Source organism: Candidatus Lokiarchaeum ossiferum, from assembly GCA_025839675.1.
Classification (GTDB): domain Archaea; phylum Asgardarchaeota; class Lokiarchaeia; order Sigyniarchaeales; family Promethearchaeaceae; genus Lokiarchaeum; species Lokiarchaeum ossiferum.
Genome location: CP104013.1, coordinates 3,539,297 through 3,558,672 on the forward strand (window position 1 = coordinate 3,539,297; position 19,376 = coordinate 3,558,672).

General features: G+C 37.3%; 14 protein-coding genes. 11 read left to right on the forward strand and 3 right to left on the reverse strand.

Going from position 1 to position 19,376, the window contains the following annotated elements; translation table 11 throughout:
- Positions 1 to 37 precede the first annotated feature (37 nt).
- The gene (locus NEF87_RS15035) at positions 38 to 1,264 is read left to right on the forward strand and encodes a hypothetical protein (RefSeq protein WP_457916447.1); all 1,227 of its coding nucleotides are present in this window, start codon (positions 38 to 40) and stop codon (positions 1,262 to 1,264) included.
- 29 nt (positions 1,265 to 1,293) lie between these two features.
- On the opposite strand, the gene NEF87_RS15040 is transcribed toward NEF87_RS15035, so the two are convergent.
- A complete protein-coding gene (locus tag NEF87_RS15040) occupies positions 1,294 to 2,262 on the reverse strand; it encodes a hypothetical protein (RefSeq protein WP_371802218.1) in 969 nt (322 codons plus the stop codon).
- 364 nt (positions 2,263 to 2,626) lie between these two features.
- On the opposite strand from NEF87_RS15040, the gene NEF87_RS15045 reads away from it, so the two are divergent.
- The 9 genes from NEF87_RS15045 to NEF87_RS15085 all read left to right on the forward strand — a co-directional run bounded on the left by NEF87_RS15045 (position 2,627) and on the right by NEF87_RS15085 (position 14,701).
- Entirely contained in the window at positions 2,627 to 4,249 is a 1,623-nt protein-coding gene (locus tag NEF87_RS15045) for a 2-isopropylmalate synthase (protein WP_457916448.1), read from the forward strand.
- Positions 4,250 to 4,553: 304 nt separating this feature from the next.
- Positions 4,554 to 6,263 carry a citramalate synthase gene (gene cimA, locus NEF87_RS15050; RefSeq protein ID WP_457916449.1) on the forward strand — a complete coding sequence of 570 codons (1,710 nt, stop codon included), beginning with the start codon at positions 4,554 to 4,556 and terminating at the stop codon, positions 6,261 to 6,263.
- Positions 6,264 to 6,660: 397 nt separating this feature from the next.
- The gene (gene ilvB, locus NEF87_RS15055; protein ID WP_457920129.1) at positions 6,661 to 8,508 is read left to right on the forward strand and encodes a biosynthetic-type acetolactate synthase large subunit; all 1,848 of its coding nucleotides are present in this window, start codon (positions 6,661 to 6,663) and stop codon (positions 8,506 to 8,508) included.
- On the forward strand, positions 8,508 to 9,026 hold the full coding sequence (ilvN, locus tag NEF87_RS15060) for an acetolactate synthase small subunit (protein ID WP_371802221.1): 519 nt from the start codon (positions 8,508 to 8,510) through the stop codon (positions 9,024 to 9,026). Before ilvB ends, ilvN begins: the two co-directional genes overlap by 1 nt.
- A 33-nt stretch (positions 9,027 to 9,059) precedes the next feature.
- The gene (gene ilvC, locus NEF87_RS15065; RefSeq protein ID WP_457916450.1) at positions 9,060 to 10,076 is read left to right on the forward strand and encodes a ketol-acid reductoisomerase; all 1,017 of its coding nucleotides are present in this window, start codon (positions 9,060 to 9,062) and stop codon (positions 10,074 to 10,076) included.
- Positions 10,077 to 10,090: 14 nt separating this feature from the next.
- Positions 10,091 to 11,725 (forward strand): dihydroxy-acid dehydratase, encoded by a 1,635-nt coding sequence (gene ilvD / locus NEF87_RS15070; RefSeq protein WP_457916451.1) that lies wholly within the window; start codon positions 10,091 to 10,093, stop codon positions 11,723 to 11,725.
- Between the two features lie 34 nt (positions 11,726 to 11,759).
- Entirely contained in the window at positions 11,760 to 13,058 is a 1,299-nt protein-coding gene (locus NEF87_RS15075) for a 3-isopropylmalate dehydratase large subunit (protein ID WP_457916452.1), read from the forward strand.
- The gene (locus tag NEF87_RS15080) at positions 13,055 to 13,588 is read left to right on the forward strand and encodes a 3-isopropylmalate dehydratase small subunit (RefSeq protein WP_457916453.1); all 534 of its coding nucleotides are present in this window, start codon (positions 13,055 to 13,057) and stop codon (positions 13,586 to 13,588) included. Before NEF87_RS15075 ends, NEF87_RS15080 begins: the two co-directional genes overlap by 4 nt.
- 27 nt (positions 13,589 to 13,615) lie before the next feature.
- On the forward strand, positions 13,616 to 14,701 hold the full coding sequence (locus NEF87_RS15085) for an isocitrate/isopropylmalate dehydrogenase family protein (RefSeq protein ID WP_457916454.1): 1,086 nt from the start codon (positions 13,616 to 13,618) through the stop codon (positions 14,699 to 14,701).
- A 28-nt stretch (positions 14,702 to 14,729) separates the two neighbouring features.
- Here NEF87_RS15085 and NEF87_RS15090 read toward each other — a convergent pair whose 3' ends face one another.
- A complete protein-coding gene (locus tag NEF87_RS15090; RefSeq protein ID WP_457916455.1) occupies positions 14,730 to 15,062 on the reverse strand; it encodes a hypothetical protein in 333 nt (110 codons plus the stop codon).
- Positions 15,063 to 15,306: 244 nt separating this feature from the next.
- Here NEF87_RS15090 and clpB point away from each other — a divergent pair, with 244 nt between their 5' ends.
- Positions 15,307 to 17,901, forward strand: coding sequence for an ATP-dependent chaperone ClpB (clpB, locus tag NEF87_RS15095; RefSeq protein WP_457916456.1), 2,595 nt, complete (start codon positions 15,307 to 15,309; stop codon positions 17,899 to 17,901).
- A gap of 130 nt (positions 17,902 to 18,031) precedes the next feature.
- Here the strand turns inward: clpB and trpS are convergent, their stop codons facing one another.
- Positions 18,032 to 19,207 carry a tryptophan--tRNA ligase gene (gene trpS / locus NEF87_RS15100; protein WP_457916457.1) on the reverse strand — a complete coding sequence of 392 codons (1,176 nt, stop codon included), beginning with the start codon at positions 19,205 to 19,207 and terminating at the stop codon, positions 18,032 to 18,034.
- Between the last annotated feature and the right edge of the window lie 169 nt (positions 19,208 to 19,376).

The following is a 19,376-nucleotide window of genomic DNA, read 5'->3' on the forward strand; positions in this document are numbered from 1 at the left end:
GAATAACTCAATCTCCAAAATTTATTTTGTGATCAAAGTGGTAAAGCAAAAAACTCCCGATTCTACTATTCGCGTGAAAACACCTGTTATTTCATCGAAAACTCCCTCGGATCTTGATTCAAATCAACTAAAATCTGAACGCAAAAAACTTGAAGCGGAACGTCAAAAACTAGAAGAAGAACGAAATCAATGGCAAAAAATACTTAACAAAATGCAACAATATTCCGATTCCCTTGATGAACTTGAACAAAAACGAAAAGACAAGATTGATGATATCAAAATTCTTGAGCGTGATCGGAAAAATATTGTTGAAGACATCGATCGTTTGAATAAATCATTCGATGAAGGAAAGAAACGACTTGACAATGTAATTTATGATCTTGAAGACAAAAATGGAGTTCTTAGACGTAAAGAACTAGAGTTGGAAGATCGAGAGAAAGATCTTGAAGATCGCCATCATCAGATTAAAAAAACCCGCATAAAAGTTCAGGATAAAATCAATGACGCAAAAGAACAACTTGAAGATTTTGACTCGAAAAAAGATCGTCTTGATCGGGATGTCCAAAATCTTGAGCGTAAGAAACAAAATTTAATTGACGATCTCCAGAACGAAAAAGAACGTCTCAATAAAACAAATAGGGATCGAAAAGCACTAGAAAAAGAACGAAATCAATTGCAAAATGAAGTAGATCGCTTGAATCGTGAAAAAGATAGGATAAGGGATGAACGTAAGCGATTAAATCAAGAGAAAGATGATTTAAACAAAGTCCGTGATCGGATTCAAGATGAAAAAGATGCTTTAAGAAAGAAACGGAAGCAAGAAGAAGATCGTATGAACAAAATCCAACGAAATGCTGCTGATGATCTCAAAAAAACACAACAAAAACGAAAACAAGCAGAAAATGAATGGAATAATTATCGTAAAAAAATTCCTGAAGCCGAACGGAAACTGCGTTCAATGGAGAAAAAGGTTGATGACGCTAAAGGAGATTGGAATCGTATCAAACGTGATAATGATCAATTGAAAAATGAAAATAAACACCTTCAAAATGATAATCGACGAATCAATGATGAAAAGAAACGTCTAAGAAAAGAACGAAATGACATTGAAAATGAAAAGTCTAAAATCAAGCGATTGGAGAAAGACCTCGAGGGAAGGATGCGCAAAGTTCAAAATTTACAAAAAGATTTAGAGAATCAAATTCAAAAGGCGAAAATAAAATCTAAAACCCCTGGAATTCGGTCTAAAACTCCAGGTTGGTAACTTTTTTTTTCCTTTTTCTCTAACACGTTTTAATCCAAAAAGAGATGGAACAGATCCTTAATAACATCCAAATGGGCTAAAAAGTCCCAATTCTTGAATAAAAAAGGTTTAATTTGCTCTTTAAACATTTGAGCCCAATCATGGTCACCCAATGCTTTTGAAATAATCGTGATATAATGTTTTAGGGATGTATTGAACAAATCAATCATAATTTCTATGTCTACATCTTCAACCTTCATCTCAAATAATTTATTTCGATTTGCTTCCACAAAGATGATCTTTTCTTTTTTCATATCTACACGAGGGATAAAGATATGCAATATTTCAAAAGTTTTTTCGAATCCTTCCTTTCTAGACCATGTTTCAAGAATTAACGGCAACTTCTTCAAATTTAGTAAAATATATTTTAGACGCATCCCACTAAATTTATTTTCTACTATTCTAATGAGTTTAATAAAGAGATTTTGATAAATTCCCAGTAGATCAAACATCTCACCTAAATTTGTTGATTGATAGGCTCGCTTCCATTGAAAATGGATCTTTTCGATTCTGGTATGAAATCCATCGAATTGAGTTGTTTCCTTATCCCAGAAGTCCCAAAAAATACCTTTCACTTTGTATTCATTGATAAATACCCGATCTAAGACTTTTAATTGGGAAAGAACTAAATGATAATGACTCGGTTGGTCCGTAGCGGCCACATATAACAAGTTTGCCTCAGAATTAATGTAATAAACCCAACTTAAATTTCCCATGTTCACCGATTCAATACCTTGGTTTCCCATTTTCATCTCACTGAATTGATTTAGGGCTGATAGCAATCCGGAAATCATTATTCCGTCTAATTCGCCATCTTGGGAAAAATCATGGTAGAAAATGTTCAATGATGAGTTTTTCTCAATGATCCAGAAATGTTTGATTTGAAATGATTTGATCACTTTAACCTCATTTCTCAACTTTTTATCTGATTTTTGATGAAACGCCTCATCATATTCCATAGGTTATTTAAAATATTCATATATTAAAAATACCACTTTTTTGTCATCTGGACCAATTTTGGTTTTGAAGAAAGGTTTTTAATGAAAAGATAATTTAATGGGGTTAATTTGCAGTGATTAAATTTTCATTATTATAAATAAGAAGGAATATCCTATGAATCGCACAAAATCGATAAATTCTCATTCTCACACTTTATCGTTACGTGGATTTTCTCTTCTTGGTTTATTACACTTGCAATTGTTAGTTCTTCTTCTCTTATTATAGTGGCCTCTTAGATTCTTGGCTATTATAATCCATCTTTCTTTTGAATCTAAGGGGCCGCTGTTGAAACATTAGAATTCAAAAGGAGATTTTAGACAAATTATGACCCAAAATAAAAATATTTCAGTTTCCCAAATGATGGAAAAGATGCAAAATCAAATGAATTTGCCTCCCCACGCCTACTACTTTGACACTACTCTACGAGATGGTGAGCAAACCCATGGAATTGTATTTAATATGAATGAAAAACTCGAAATTGCCCGGAGTCTAGATAATTTGGGCATCGATGTGATTGAAGCAGGATTTCCCGTCGTCTCTGATGGCGACTTTCAAGCCTGCAAAGAAATTGTGAAACTTGGCTTAAAGGCAGAAATTGCTGGATTGGCTCGATTAAATCAACAAGACATTGATTGCGCTGTAGATGCCGATCTGGATGCCATCCACGTATTTATCGCTACGTCAGATCTGCATTTGAAGAATAAATTAAAAATGACTCAAGATCAAGTCCTATCGAAAATTGAAAGCTATGTTTCCAAGGCGAAAGAAAATTTTACCAATGTAGTCTTCTCGGCCGAAGATGCTACTCGAACAAACTTGGATTTTCTGATTAAATGCAATGAACTCGCTGTAAATTCTGGGGCAACTCGAATCAATATTCCAGATACAGTTGGGACTATTACCCCGATGGCGTATGGATACATAATAAAAGAACATTACAATAAGTTGCCTAAAAATATCCGAATTTCGGCACATTGCCATAATGATTTTGGTTTAGGTGTTGCTAATACCATTGCAGCTTTTGAAAATGGGGCTTCCGAAGCACAAACAACAATCTTAGGTTTAGGTGAACGAGCAGGAAATGCGGCATTTGAAGAAACTGCCATGTCTTTGTATGCTCTCTATGGATTGAAATCCAATATTATCTATAACAAAATTTATCCCACTGCAAAACTAGTAGAAAGATATTGCGGTGGAAAAATTTCGATTGGAAGACTGACTCCTTTGATTGGGAAAAACGCCTTTTCCCATGAGTCTGGTATTCATGCTCATGCAATGATTCAAAATGCTCGAACCTATGAACCAATTTCTCCTTCATTATTAGGAATTCCGCGCTCTGATTCCAAATCAGCAATAGTTGCCCAATCTATAAAACTCGGAAAACACACAGGTAATCATGCCTTGAGGGCTAAAATTAATGAAATAGGTATTATTCCTACGGATGAGCAGTTTTCAACGATTCGGAATAACATTAAAAGGATTGGCGACAAAGGACATGAAATTCGAGAGGAAGATTTTCTCGCTATCGTTAAAGATGTGATGGGGGAGATTCCAGAACAAGAAAAATTCGTAATATTAGAAGAATTGACAGTATTGACCGGATCAGTTACCCCGACTGCAACGGTTCGGTTGAAAATTCGAAACAATGGAGATTTCATTGAAAGAATTGCCTCCTCCATTGGTAATGGTCCTGTGGATGCCAGCATCAATGCTATTGTAAAATGTTTTTCCAAAATGTCGAAAATTCTATTGCTCTCATTTGATATTGAAGCCATCACCGGAGGTACTGATGCTTTAGGGCATGTATCCATAGAAGTGGAAGATATTGAAACCAATAATATCGTCTCTTCCAATGCGACCCACGAGGATGTGGTCATGAGTGCCGTATTAGCCATGATTAAAGCCTTGAACAAACTTGTACGGGAAAAAAATTCCTCCCAAGCATAATCCTCCCCATTAAATTTATATTGATAGTTATTCTTTTTTTCATATTCTCTTTAGGAGAAACTCAAATAATGTCACAACTAACCTGTCCTCAAAATACCTCCATTGTTAATCTTTCTAAGGTAGGGTTAGGTTTACGCATTATTACCATTATTTCTTTGATTATTCTTATTATTATCTGCTAAGATATTAAACTCTTTGCCGATAATAATCTCGTTTTTACGTTTAAATTTTTGGTGAAGGGTGCAGATTTAATTAGGATATTTTGGAAATCTTGGAAATCACCAAAAACTCACAGGAAATCAAAATGAATACTACACTTGTTCAACTTTACGATACTACTTTACGCGATGGCTTACAAATGGCCGGAATAGCGCTATCACAGCGAGACAAATACTTACTAGTTCAGATGCTACACAACCAGTTGAATATTAATCATATTGAGATTTACCCGTTTTCCAACCCGAAAGATCGTGAATTGATTTCCATGGTAAAACAAAACACACCTGAACTTTTGGATGCGTTGGTGGCTTTTGGGTCTACCAGAAATGTGAAAAATATCCCTCAAAATGATCCTAATCTACTATCTCTTTCCACTTGTGGGCTGAAAAAAGCCACAATATTTGGGAAATCTTGGATTTTACATTTAGAAGCTATTCACGCTTCACCAGAGGAAAATTTGGCAATGATTGCTGATTCCGTAACATATCTCAAAGAAGCTGGGTTAACAGTTATCTATGATGCGGAACACTTCTTCGATGGATACAACGAAAATCCAAAATATGCTTTAAAAACTTTGTTAGCTGCCGAAAATGCTGGAGCAGATTATCTGATCCTATGTGATACCAATGGAGGATGCCTTCCCTCTGATATAAAACAAATTGGACAAGAAATATTGAAACATACCAATGTTCCTTTAGGAATCCATACTCACAACGATTCTGGTTTAGCCGTTGCTAATTCCATAGTCTTTACACAACTGTGTTTAGATGCGGGGCGACGTTGTCAAGTTCAAGGAACCTTAAATGGGATTGGAGAACGATGTGGCAATGCGAACCTTATCACCTTAATCCCAATTTTGAATCTTAAATTAAATCAAAAAATCATCCAGAAGGATAATTTTGCGAATTTAACTTCCTTAGCAAATGTAACGCTTGAAATTATGAACTTAAATCCCTCTGCAAATTCTCCTTTTGTGGGATCCAATGCTTTTTCCCATAAAGGTGGAATGCATATAGCCGCTGTTCGGAAAAATAATTCTCTCTACGAACATATTAATCCAAAATGTTTAGGAAACAAACGCAAATATTTAATAAGTGAAATGGCCGGACGAAGTGCTCTTTTACAAAAAATGTCTCAATTCGAGATTCCTGTTGATAAGGATAATCCTCTCCTTGCTGAAATCTTGAAAAAAATTAAGACAAAGGAGTCGAAGGGATATACATACGAAGGTGCGGATGCTTCCCTCGAGATTTTGATCCGGAGTTTAATCGCAGATTCAAATCGGGATATTAATTTTTATCGCCAAAAGTTCTTTGAAGTGGATTATTTTAGGGTTGTTATAGATGCCCGCAATCTATTTAACAAGAATGCTATTTCAGTTTTTACTGATGCAAATGTGAAAACTTCTTTCTTTCAAGGGGATGTTAAACGCGATTTTCATACAGCGGATTCTGGAAATGGGCCGGTAAGTGCTTTAGATAATGCGCTCCGAAAAGCCTTGATAAATTTCTATCCTGCGTTAAACGAAATCGAGTTATCTGATTTCAAAGTACGCATCAGCAATGTCTATGATAGTGATCATGGTACTGCCTCCCGTGTTCGAGTTTTAGTAGAAACTAAAGATCTAGATGGGCAGATATGGAATACAGTTGGAGTGCATTCAAACATTATATTGGCCTCATTTATTGCCTTAGTCGATTCATTTATTTATAAATTACTTAAGAATAATGTCAATCCAGTGGAACATCAGAGTTCAGTGGAAGTACCTGAGGTGAAATCAGCGATAAAAATGTAGGAATTGATCAAAACTTTCTGGTTTCAATAGCAAAGTACCAGAGATAAAAATGACATTTAAAGATTTTTTAACGAAATTCATTCTAATTGCTCAATATTAGAATAAAATATTTTTAGTGAATTTTGAGATTTAATACTTGTAATATAGTATTTCAATTTTGATAATTGGGGCATTTTCAAAAAGTTTAATTACTTTTCTTACTTTTAGTAAAACAATATCTTTGGAGCCAATCTTAATGTCTAAAATATTTCACGCTCGAAAAATTCCATTCTTTCTTTTAAAAATTCGCGTGATTTTAGTCATTTTACTTGTACTTATTATTATTTGCTAGATTGGCTCCTTATCGATTATACTTTATTAGTTGGTAAGGAGTTGAACAATTATCAAAGGCACGAAAATTATAAAGAAAATCCTAAAAGAAACAGGAAACACCACCCTCTTTGGGTATCCTGGAGGTGCAATTATGCCCTTCTATGACGAAATCTATGAAGATCCGGATATTCGAAGTATTTTGATGCGACATGAGCAAGCTGCAGGCCATGCGGCTGAAGGATTTGCAGTCGCTTCTGGGAAATTGGGAGTTGTTATGACCACTAGCGGACCTGGAGCGACCAACGTAATCACTGCTCTCGCCAATGCCTATTACGATAGCTCTCCTCTCTTGGCATTTTCAGGGCAAGTTCCAACTCATTTAATTGGAAATGATGCTTTTCAAGAAGCCGATTTAATAGGTTCTACTATGGCTATCACAAAACACAATTATCTAATCAAGAATGTTAATGATGTGGGTCGAATTTTTAAAGAAGCAATTCATATCGCTACAACGGGAAGACCTGGTCCAGTTTTTATTGATTTACCTAAGGATGTACAAAAGGCCGAAAGTACGGCAAAATTACCTATTCCTATGGATATCTCCTTAGTTGGTTATAATCCAATCACATTCACCAATGCAGTAAAACGGCAAGTAAAAACGGCTTTGCAAATAATCTCTGAAGCCCAATATCCTGTAATCATTGCTGGAGGTGGAACTTTACTAGCCAATGCCTCCGATGCTCTTCAACAGTTCGTCGACACTCTTAGGATCCCAGTGGTCTATACATTAAAAGGTAAAGGAGTTTTGAGTGATGATCATCCCTATGTGCTTGGATTGATTGGAATGCATGGTCGGAAACGTGCCAATTTTGCTGTTTCTGAAGCGGATGTTGTGATTGCTCTTGGTTGTCGGTTTAGTGATCGCATTACAGGTGATTTACAGAAATTTCCTGGCCAGTCCAATGCAAAAATAATTCATGTAGATATCGATGCTGCAGAAATTGGAAAAAATGTATCGGTCGATCTCCCAATCGTTGCCGATGCAAGATGTGCTTTGGATGAATTTAATCATCAAATTCAAAAATCTTTGGTAAGAAATGAGTCTTATCCCATGAAATCATGGTGGTATAAATTCATAGATGGATTAAAAGCCTCTTCTGGTATCCCCAATGTAACTACTCCTGGAAAAACTGGTCTAATCTTACCCGAAAAAGTGATGTATGAAATTAATCAAATATTGGAACCAGATGATATTGTTGTGAGTGAAGTAGGACAAAATCAAATGTACTGTGGTCATTATTTGAATATTCGAAAGCCTCGGACATGGATCACTTCAGGAGGCCTTGGTACTATGGGTTTTGGTTTTCCAGCCTCTATTGGAGCGAAGGTGGCAAAACCAGATTCTGAAGTCTGGTTGATAGCGGGTGATGGATCCTTTCAAATGAATATGGCTGAATTAGCAACCCTCAAGCAACATAACATCAAAGTCAATATCGTGATCTTGAATAACCAATATCTTGGGATGGTGAGACAATGGCAAGAATTATTCCATGAAAAACGATATGCTGGAACATGTCTGCAATGCGATAATGGGGAGTATTGGCCTGATTTTGTGAAATTAGCGGAGGCATATGGATTCAAAGGTCTACGAGTAACTGATCCCGCCGAAGTACGCATGGCTCTTGAAATATGTCGTTCATCAAAGGAATCCTTTATCGTTGAATTAATGATAGAACCAGAATCCAATATTCTACCAATGTTACCTCCTGGGGGGGCACTCAATACATTCTTCAGCCGAAAAAGGGAAAAACGATCAATCTATGATTGGTATCGACGACTTCCTCGAATTGAAAGCGAAGTAGTTGGCTATAAAGTACAAAACACCAATGAAGATGCATTTTCGGTGTATTATGAACAGGAGATGTCACGATAATGTTAGCTACAACTAGTTCAGAGTATATTATTGTACTTTTAGTCGAAGATCATCCTGGGGTAACAATGAAAATTGCGGGTATGTTTGGTAGACGCGGGCATAATATGATCAGTTTTACCGGGGCACCTAGTGATAAAAAAGGAATGTCGCGGATTGTAATAAAAACGGATGGAACCAAAGAACAAATCGAACAAATTCAGAAACAAATGAATAAGCTGATTGAGGTCGTAAAAGTCCAAATTTTACAACCTGATAATTGCATCATTCGAGAACTCGCTTTGATTAAACTGGTCATTACGGATGAGCTCACTCATCAAAAAATACTATCTATGGTAGAGATATATCATGGTAAGGTTGTTGATGCAAACTTGAAACAAGTTACTTTAGAAATGGTGGGAAGCTCGGAAAAAATTGATGCATTTTTAACTACTATGAACAATATGAATGTTTTACGTGAAGCATCCCGCTCAGGAAATGTTGCACTATTTCGCGGGAACGATTCAATTTTTTTACATTAAATTTTTTTTTTTTTACAATGGAGAAGAACTAAAATGAAAATCTACAGAGAAAACGATAGTACTTATGAAAAAATTCAAAATAAGGTTATAGCAGTGATCGGTTATGGCTCCCAAGGGGACGCTCAAGCAAATATGATGAAAGATTCTGGATTAAATGTGATTATAGGATTACGTAAAGGTGGCAGATCTTGGCAAAAGGCGATGGATGATGCCTTTGAGGTCTATGAAGTGTCGGAAGCGACTAAGAAAGCTGATGTAATCCAAGTATTAATCCCTGATGAAATCCAGCAAGTAGTATATGAAAAATCTATCTTACCTAATTTAGCCGAAGGGAAAGTCTTGTGCTTTTCCCACGGTTTTAATATCAGCTATAAACGGATAGTCCCTCCAAAAAATGTAGATGTTATCATGATTGCTCCTAAATCACCCGGTCCATCGGAAAGGAAAGTATACTTAGAAGGTTTTGGTGTTCCTGCCTTACTTGCCGTTCATCAAGATTATTCTGGAAATGCGAAGAATATTGGCTTAGGGATGGCTAAAGCAATGCACTTTACTCGAGCTGGAGTGATTGATCTCAATTCCTTAGAAGGAAGTAAAAAAGATATTGCACCCTTCGATAAAGAGACTTTTACCGATCTGTTTGGCGAGCAATCTGTGTTATGCGGTGGGGTTGCAGAATTAATCCAATCTGGATTTGAAGTAATGGTGGAAGCGGGATATCCTCCAGAAATGGCTTATTTTGAAGTGTCTCATGAATTGAAGTTAATCACTGATCTTATATACAAAGGTGGTATTGAGCAAATGTATGAAAAAGTGTCGAATACTGCAGAATTCGGTGGAAGAACTCGAGGTAAGAAAGTGATTGATCGATCCGTAGTTAAACCCGTGATGCATCAAATGATGAAGGATATTGAAGCTGGAGATTTTGCGAAAGAATGGATGGATGAAGCAAATAGTGGAATGCCTAAATTGAAAGAAATGCGAAAAAATGAAGGTGGCAATCAATTGCAAACTGTTGGGGATGAACTCCGAAAGTTATTTGTTAAGTAAATTAAGCGATTAAAATGAAATCTACTCGATTAAAATCCGGTGTTGAAACAACTCCCCATCGCTCCCTTCTCCGGGCTACCGGATTGTCGGATGATGACTTCGGGGATAAACCTTGGATCGGGGTTGCCAATTCCTACAACAATATCATTCCAGGTCATATGCATTTGGATAAAATCACAGAACAAGTCATGCAGGGGATTCGTGATGCTGGGGGTGTTCCTTTTGTATGGGGCGTTCCGGGTATATGCGATGGCATTGCGATGGGAAAGGGTCATGGAATGCGTTATTCCCTTCCATCGCGAAATCATATTGCAGACAATGTCGAATTCATGGTCGGGGCTCATTCCCTTGATGGCTGGGTAGGAGTGACCAATTGTGATAAAATTACTCCTGGTATGCTTATGGCCTCGGGTCGGTTAAATCTTCCAGCTATACTCATCACAGGTGGTCCTATGAAGGCGGGAGTGTACCATGGAGAAAAAGCCGATGTAATCAGTTGCTTTGAAGTCGTGGGAGAATATAATGCTAAGAAAGCTACTCAAAATGATCTTTTGACTTGTGAGCAATCCGCTTGCCCCGGTCCTGGATCCTGCTCCGGGCTATTTACCGCTAATAGTATGGCGTGTATGACCGAAATTTTGGGATTATCCTTATCCAATTGTGCTGCTATGTTGGCCATAGATCCTGAAAAGATGAAGTTAGCTTATGAGACAGGGAAACAAATAGTGACTTTAGTCCGGCAAAATGTATGTCCTCGAGATATAGTTACAAAGAAATCCTTTGAAAATGCTATCAAGGTTGATATGTGCATTGGTGGATCAACTAATACGGTTTTGCATTTACCCGCCATCGCCAAGGAATATGGATTTGACCTACCCTTGGATCTTTTCCAGAAATGTGCAGAAACTACTCCAAACTTAATAAAAATCCGACCCTCTGGGAAATTTTCAATGGAAGACTTATATAATGTGGGAGGAATTCCAGCAGTAATGAAGCGATTGGAGAAATTGCTGGATCTTTCCCAGAAAACGGTCAATCTGAATTCAATTGGGGAAATCATCACAATGATAGAAGCTTCAGAAATTGATGATCAAGTCCTCCGAAAGTTCGATGATCCTCACTCAGTTCAAGGTGGATTGCGGATAATTTATGGAAATTTATGTCCCAGAGGCTCAGTAGTTAAAATCGCGGCGGTAAGTGAAAAAATGCTTGTACATGAAGGTCCAGCTCGAGTATTTGATTCAGAAGATGCTACGATGGATGCAATTTTGGGAAATAAAATTCATCCTGGGGATGTAGTTGTGATTCGATATATGGGTCCAAAAGGCGCTCCTGGAATGCCTGAAATGCTCTCCCCAACCAGTGCGATAGTGGGAATGGGTTTAATTGATTCTGTGGCTCTAATCACAGATGGGCGATTTTCTGGAGGGACTCGTGGTCCTTGTATTGGGCATATGGAACCCGAAGCTTTGGAAAAAGGGCCAATAGCTGCTGTTCATGAAGGAGAAAGAATTAAAATCGATTTAATTGCTCGTTCCATTGATTTGCAAATTCCTCAAGATGTGATAGATCAACGTTTGTCTGCTCTAACGCTTCCAAAAAGAGAATTAAACGGCTTTTTGCAAACTTATGTAAGGTCATTGGATTAAATTTTTTTAAGACATTCATTACAGGGTAATAATAATGGGAAAAACTATTGCGCAAAAAATTTTCGATGCTCATCTCATAGATGATCGTTTCGGGGAAACTGCTATAATAAAGTTAGATCGCGTCTTTGCACATGAAATAACAACGCCACCGGCGATCAAAGATTTAGAACAAAGAGGGTTGGATAAAGTTTTTGATCCAACTAAAATCAAAGCTGTAATTGATCATGTTACTCCATCCAAGGATTCACTTTCCGCTATTCAAGCTCAAGTGATGCGGGATTGGGCTCGTCGCCAAAATATCGAAGATTTCTTTGATGTGGGACGAAATGGGGTTTGTCATGCTCTCTTTCCAGAAAAAGGATTTGTACGGCCAGGATTTACAATCATCATGGGTGATAGTCATACTTGTACCTATGGTGCTTTTGGAGCCTTCGCCTGTGGTACGGGTACCACTGCCTTGGAAGTTGGAATATTGAAAGGAATTGCTGCTCTTCAATATCCAAAATCCATGAAGGTAGAACTAAATGGAGAATTAAAAACTGGTGTATATGCCAAGGATGTGATTTTATCACTTATCAAAAAATTAACCGTTAATGGTGCCACAGATCAAGTTATTGAGTTTGGAGGGGATGCAATTTCTGCATTTTCGATGGAAGAACGCATGACTATTAGTAACATGGCAGTTGAAGCGGGGGCAACTTCTGGTATCTTCGCTCCAGACATTCAAACAGTGGATTACTTGTGGGATTTTATTAAAGAAGATTTCAATAATGATAAAAATGCCGCTTTACAAGATTATTCCCAATGGGCTTCTGATCCTGATGCTGAGTATACACAAGTAATCTCCCTTGATATTTCGACACTTCTTCCACAAATAACTATTCAATATCGCCCTGATCAAGTCATTAATGCAATGGAGGCTAAGATAAATGTGGATCAAGTTTACATTGGGTCTTGCACCAACGGAAGACTTTCTGATTTACGCATAGCCGCCAAAATTTTAAAGAATCAAAAAATTGCCTCTCATGTGCGAGGGATCATTGCTCCGGCTACAACTGAGATTTATAGACAAGCCATGAAGGAAGGATTGATTGAGATATTCATGGATGCTGGTTTTGTTGTCACTGCGACCACCTGTGGTGCTTGTTTAGGAATGAGTAATGGGATACTTGCACCCGGTGAAGTGGCTATTGCAACAACAAACCGTAACTTTAATGGACGCATGGGAAAAGGAGGGATGGTTCATCTTGCAAGTCCTGCAACAGCTGCTGCATCCGCTATTGAGGGAGTGATTACAGATCCTCGAAAGTATTTGGAGGGAACATTATTATGAATCCAAAGTTTAGTGGACTAGTATTACTCTTAGATCGGAGTAATATCAATACGGATGAGATCATTCCAGCCAAATATCTGACATATATTGAAAAAGAGCCTCTTAAATCCCATCTCTTAGAAGATTTGATCCTCGATGGATTTGAGCCACCAAGCATTCTTTGGCCACAATATAATGTAATTCTAACCCGATCGAATTTTGGGTGTGGATCATCTCGGGAAATGGCCGTTTGGGCATTTGAAGTAAATGGGATCTCAACGATTATTGCAAGTAATTTTGCCCGAATATTTCGCGAAAATGCAGTTAATTCTGGGATTTTGCCCATAGAACTTGGGGAAGACTCTATAAATCAAGTATTTTCTACATTTGCAGGGTCTCTGACATTGGAAGTGGAGATAAACTTTGAATTACAAGTTCTCAATTTCAAAACCTCAACTAAAAATCTGGAACTCTCATTTAATCTTAGCTCTTTTGACAAAGCGGTAGTAGCTCATGGTGGTTTAGTAAATTTCGCTGTGGAGAATTACTAATTTTTTTTATATTGAAGGTGAAAAATGATGAAAAAACAAATTGCTCTTGTAAAAGGAGACGGCATCGGTCCCGAAGTCGTGAATGAAGGAATAAAAGTGCTCAAAACCATTGAAAAGTATACTGACTATTCTTTTGAGTTCAAGGATGCTCCCATGGGAGGAGAAGTTTGGAAAAACTGTGGTGAAAGTCTACCTCAAACATCCTTAAATATTATGGCCCAAAGTGATACCATTTTATTTGGGGCGGTTGGTCTTCCCGATATTCCCCAAGGTGTAGCAGAAAAAGCTATCCTCAAAGTACGGCAGGATTTGGATTTGTATGTTAATCTTCGCCCCGTAAAGTTATATCCCTCTCTTCATGATATGTGTCCGTTGAAACCAGAAATAGTAGAAAATGGAATAGATATCGCTGTTTTTCGGGAGAATACTGAAAGTGTCTATGCTCAGATCGGAGGTATAGTTAATCAAGAAACCGCTGTTAATTCCATGGTTTATACCCGGAAGGGTGTCTCACGAATTATTGAATATGCATTTGAGTATGTTTCTCGAAACAAATTTGATGAATTGATTTCAGTTGATAAAGCCAATGTCCTTACGGTGAGTCAATTTTGGAGACAAATCTATCAATCCATTGGAAAAAAATATCCATCAATAAAGCAAACAAGTTATTATGTCGATGCTTTTTGTCAATGGTTGATCCGAGCTCCCTCTTCAATTCATACTGTGGTGACAGAGAATATGTTTGGGGATATTGTGAGTGATGAAGCAGCATATTTGGTTGGTTCGCTTGGTATGGGGGCCAGTGGTAATATAAATCCTAATGGTGTTTCAATGTATGAGCCAATTCATGGCTCTGCTCCCGATATTGCTGGACAAGGTATTGCCAATCCGATTGGAACCATTTTGTCGGTGAAAATGATGTTTGAAGAATCTTTTCAAGATGCCTATCTTGGAGAAATGATTGATAAATCAGTGGAAATAGCCCTCGAAAAAATTCGAACTATTGATATTTATTCGAAATATGCTCAAAATAATTCACAGATAAATCGTGTAAATTGTACTGAAATGGGGGATGCCGTGTGCATCCAAATAAAATCCGTTCTAAAAAAGTAATAGGAAGTAGTCATTTTTTTTCTTTATTCTATTCATGTTTATGGTCGGGATCTTTATTACATTCGGTACAATATTTTCCTTCGCTTTTGTCACTCGTTTTTAAACAAGCAGAGCAAAATTGGCTCCCACAATTTGTACACATTGTTTGGCATTCCTCACATATCCGTTCCCCACATTCTTCACATTGAAGTGAGCATTCTGGGCATAAATATGCATCACATTCAACACAATATGGTTGACATCCCATACAAAAGTATGTACCACAATCTAAACAATGTAAGATTCGATCTTCAGGTTCTCGCCAATCTCCACTTGCTCCACATATTCCGCAATAACGACCACCAAAAGTTATGTTCGCCATTGTTACGTTTTCCTTTTGTTTGATTTTAAACTCCGATTCTATTATCTATTTCTATGTATTATTTTCGAAAATTTAATTGGAAGTAATTTCACCAAATAATTTTCATCTATTTATTGATATACAGTAGATGATTTTAGTGATAGAATTTCGAAATAATTTATGACAACATTAAGTTCACAAAGTTTAAATATGAGAATTGCTTCTATTCTTTTGAAGAAATAAAAAAATATAGGAGAAAAGAAAAATGGAATTAAATAGATTTACCGTTAAGTTACAAGAAGCTATCCAAAAAGCACGCAATATTGCTAAAGAGCATAGTCATCAACAAATCGAAGTCGAGCATCTTTTATCCGCATTACTTGCTTCCTCCGAGAATGTGGCTTTTACCGTCATATCCAAGGCTGGAGCTAATCCTCAAAAAGTAAAATCAGAAGTTGATAAAGAAATTGATCGCTATCCTTCCGTAACTGGGAGTTCCATTGGGGATTTATACATTTCACGATCTTTGAACAATGTGATCAATATCGCCATGACCGCGATGGAAGAAATGAAAGATCAATTTTTATCCTCGGAACACATTCTACTCGCAATAATTCAAGATGACTCAAATCATGCTGGTGGAATTCTTAAGAACAATGGATTGACCCGGGATAGTATTTTTCGTGCAATTTCGGAAATTCGCGGAAATACGTCCATCGATAACCAAAACCCAGAGGCTCAATATCAACCTCTTCAAAAATATACTAAAAATTTGAATGATATGGCTCGTCAAGGCAAGTTAGATCCCGTAATAGGTCGGGATGATGAAATTCGGCGAGTTATTACTATTTTATCCCGGAGAACTAAAAATAATCCCATCCTCATTGGTGATGCAGGAGTTGGAAAAACCGCAATTGTGGAGGGTATTGCTCAACGGATACAGAATGGTGATGTACCTGAATCTTTAAAAGAAAAAATAGTCCTCAGTTTAGATCTCGGGGCTTTAATTGCTGGAGCCAAATATCGAGGAGAATTTGAAGAACGCTTGAAAAGTGTTTTAAAAGAAATTACAAAAAGTGATGGTACGTATATTCTCTTCATCGATGAATTGCATACTTTAGTCGGGGCAGGTGCAGCCGAAGGTGCAATGGATGCAAGTAATATGCTAAAACCAGCTTTAGCTCGTGGAGAACTTCGGAGTATTGGAGCCACTACTATCAAAGAATATCGAAAATATATTGAAAAGGACACTGCTTTAACTCGAAGATTTCAACCTGTGCTTGTCTCAGAACCGACCGTTGAACAAACGATAACAATACTGCGGGGTTTGAAAGAAAAATATGAAGTTCATCATGGGATCCATATTAAAGATAGCGCCTTAATTGCAGCTGCAACTCTGTCTCATCGTTATATCACCGATAGGTTTCTACCCGATAAAGCGATTGATTTAATCGATGAAGCCAGCTCTCGGTTACGAATCGAACTTGATTCTATGCCTTTAGAAATGGATGAAATTCATCGAAAAATAATTCAATTGCAAATTGAACAAGAAGCTTTAAAGAAAGAATCCGATTCTGCTGCTAAAGATCAATTATCTCAATGTACTGATAAAATCGAATTATTGCAAAAGAGCTATGATCGATTCAAAGAGCAATGGGACCAAGAAAAAAACTTAATTACCTCGCTTTCCCGTTTAAATCAGCGGATTGAAGAAACAAAAGCTGAAGAAGAGCGCGCAACACGATCTGGTGATCTTGGAAAAGCTGCAGAATTACGATATGGGGTAAGAAATGATCTCCAACAAGAGCATAAACGCATGCAACAAAAGCTAAATGAATTATCACAAGAAAAGCGAATGTTACGCGAAGAAGTATCTTCTGAAGATATTGCGAAGATTGTTGGTCAATGGACAAATATTCCTGTCTCCAGATTGCTAGAAGGAGAAAAATCTAAATTACTTGAAATGGAATCCCGTCTTAAAAATCGTGTTGTGGGACAAGATTCCGCCTTAATTGTTCTCTCAAATGCTATTCGGCGTGCCCGTTCTGGTATTCAGAGCCCCAATCGCCCAATCGGATCATTTATCTTTTTAGGTCCTACGGGTGTAGGAAAAACTGAAACTGCCAAAGCCCTCGCCGAATTTCTATTTGATAGTGAAGAGGCAATGATTCGCATTGACATGTCTGAATATATGGAAAAACACAGTGTAGCACGGTTAATTGGAGCTCCACCGGGTTATGTAGGATATGATGAGGGAGGTCAATTGACTGAAGCCGTTCGTCGCCGCCCTTACTCGGTCATTTTATTTGATGAAATCGAAAAAGCTCACCCCAATATTTTCAATGTCCTTTTGCAGGTCCTTGATGATGGGAGATTAACTGATGGAAAGGGGCGAACTATAGATTTCAAAAATACTGTACTAATCATGACCAGCAATATCGGAAGTTCTCTCATGGCCACAAAGCATGAAGAAAATACAGTATTATCCGAGAAAGATCTAAAAGAACTGTTAAAGCAATACTTCCAGCCAGAATTTCTCAATCGAGTGGATGATGTAATAACTTTTAACTTTTTGGAAAAAGAACAGATAGAATCAATTGTGGATATTCAAATACAACGTATGAATACGGTCCTAAAACCCAAGAATCTGACAGTATCCCTCACCAAAGAAGCCCGTCAATTTTTAGCGGATGTTGGATTTGATCCCGAATATGGAGCGCGACCTTTAAAACGAGCAATTCAGCGACATCTCCAAGATAAACTCGCGTTGGCAATCTTAAAAGGAGAAATTACAGAAAATCAATCACTTAGAGTTATATTAGTTAAGAACAACGAGCTTGTATTTGAAACAATAGATTAGGCTAAATAAACATTCTATAAATTTTACAATTAAACTCTTTTTTTTTTATCATTTCTTAACCCACTTTATTCTTGAATAAAACTTGCATTAAGCTCCTATAAAAAACAGAAAAAAGATTTAAAAAGATTTTTTATTGCTTATCTAAAATTTGTTTGGCTATCGGGATGAATTTTTCTTTGCGTGCGTTATGATCCTTGATATAATCCATGATTGTTTTGATGGCTTCTTTCTTACATATCCCACACAGCATTCCCCCGCGGCAGCGGAGGTAACGATCTTGCAGTTTCTCATCGTCTGGTTGGAAGTGAATTTGCAAGAGTTTGAAAATCATACATTTTTCTGGAACCCCCCCGAGTTTTTCTTGCTCTTCTCGGTTATTTCTTCCTCCCGTATAAGCATTTCGGAGTTTCTTTTCAATCGCTTTGGGTTCATCATCCATATTGAAGTAACTATTGGGGCGAGATTTGCTCATTTTCTTATTAACATCATCTAATCCAGGGAGAAGCTTATGATAAGTTGCAGCAGGTTTAAAGAAGGGGATTTCCACTTTCTTTTTCGTTTTTTCGTCAATTTCAGTAGCTTTAAAATGCTTGGTTAAATCCCGAACGAGTCGCAAATGAGGATCTTGATCAATTCCCACTGGAACGACCGTAGGCATTCGTTCATCTTTCAATTGTGGCATTAAAATATCTCCAACTTGAACTAAGGCTGCTAAATATAAGGCAAAATCACGATCTCCGTAGATTGCTTTCATCATATTATTGGTAACATATCGTCCCGCTGTAAAAGGCATGTCTTTCACTATGGGTTCTTGAGATTGACGCCATATGTAAGCACGATCAGGATCCAAACCTAAGGTTAAAATATCCGCGAGATTGTCAATCGCATTATGATAGGACTCGTCATAGGTCATCCCATTATCTGCAAAAGATTCTATGTCTGCAATCGCATAATACACAAATCCTCCCATTTTTTGAAATTCTACTATTTCTGAGGCGGTCGTCATGGTTCCTAAGTGAAAATGTCCGCTAGGTTTAATGCCACTCATTACGGCCCACGGCTTTTGGTCCTGAATCGCTCGCAAAATCAACTGAAAATCTCGATGACCATAGATTATCTTTCTTCGTAAGAAGCGATTTTTTTCATAAAGAGAGTAAGGAATTTCCATCTCTTGTATCATTTTGATTCCAAACTCTTCACAGAGCCGAACATAGTCCTCATCGGAAACCAAATCATCTCCCCAAGGGTTAAACGCCGGTTCTTGGGGAGTCTCCGAAGGAGGTAATTCATTTTCTTCTTTCGACATTACTTCCAAATAATGTTCGCTTTGATTTTATTTTTTCGTCTTTGGGCGACAAAACTAGCATTTAAATTGAATTGAAAAAAACAGCGATTTTTCAGTTTTTGAATCACAAAAATTATAATAAATCCCCTATTTTTTCTACTAACTCATGTGAGAATTCTTGGATTGGTAT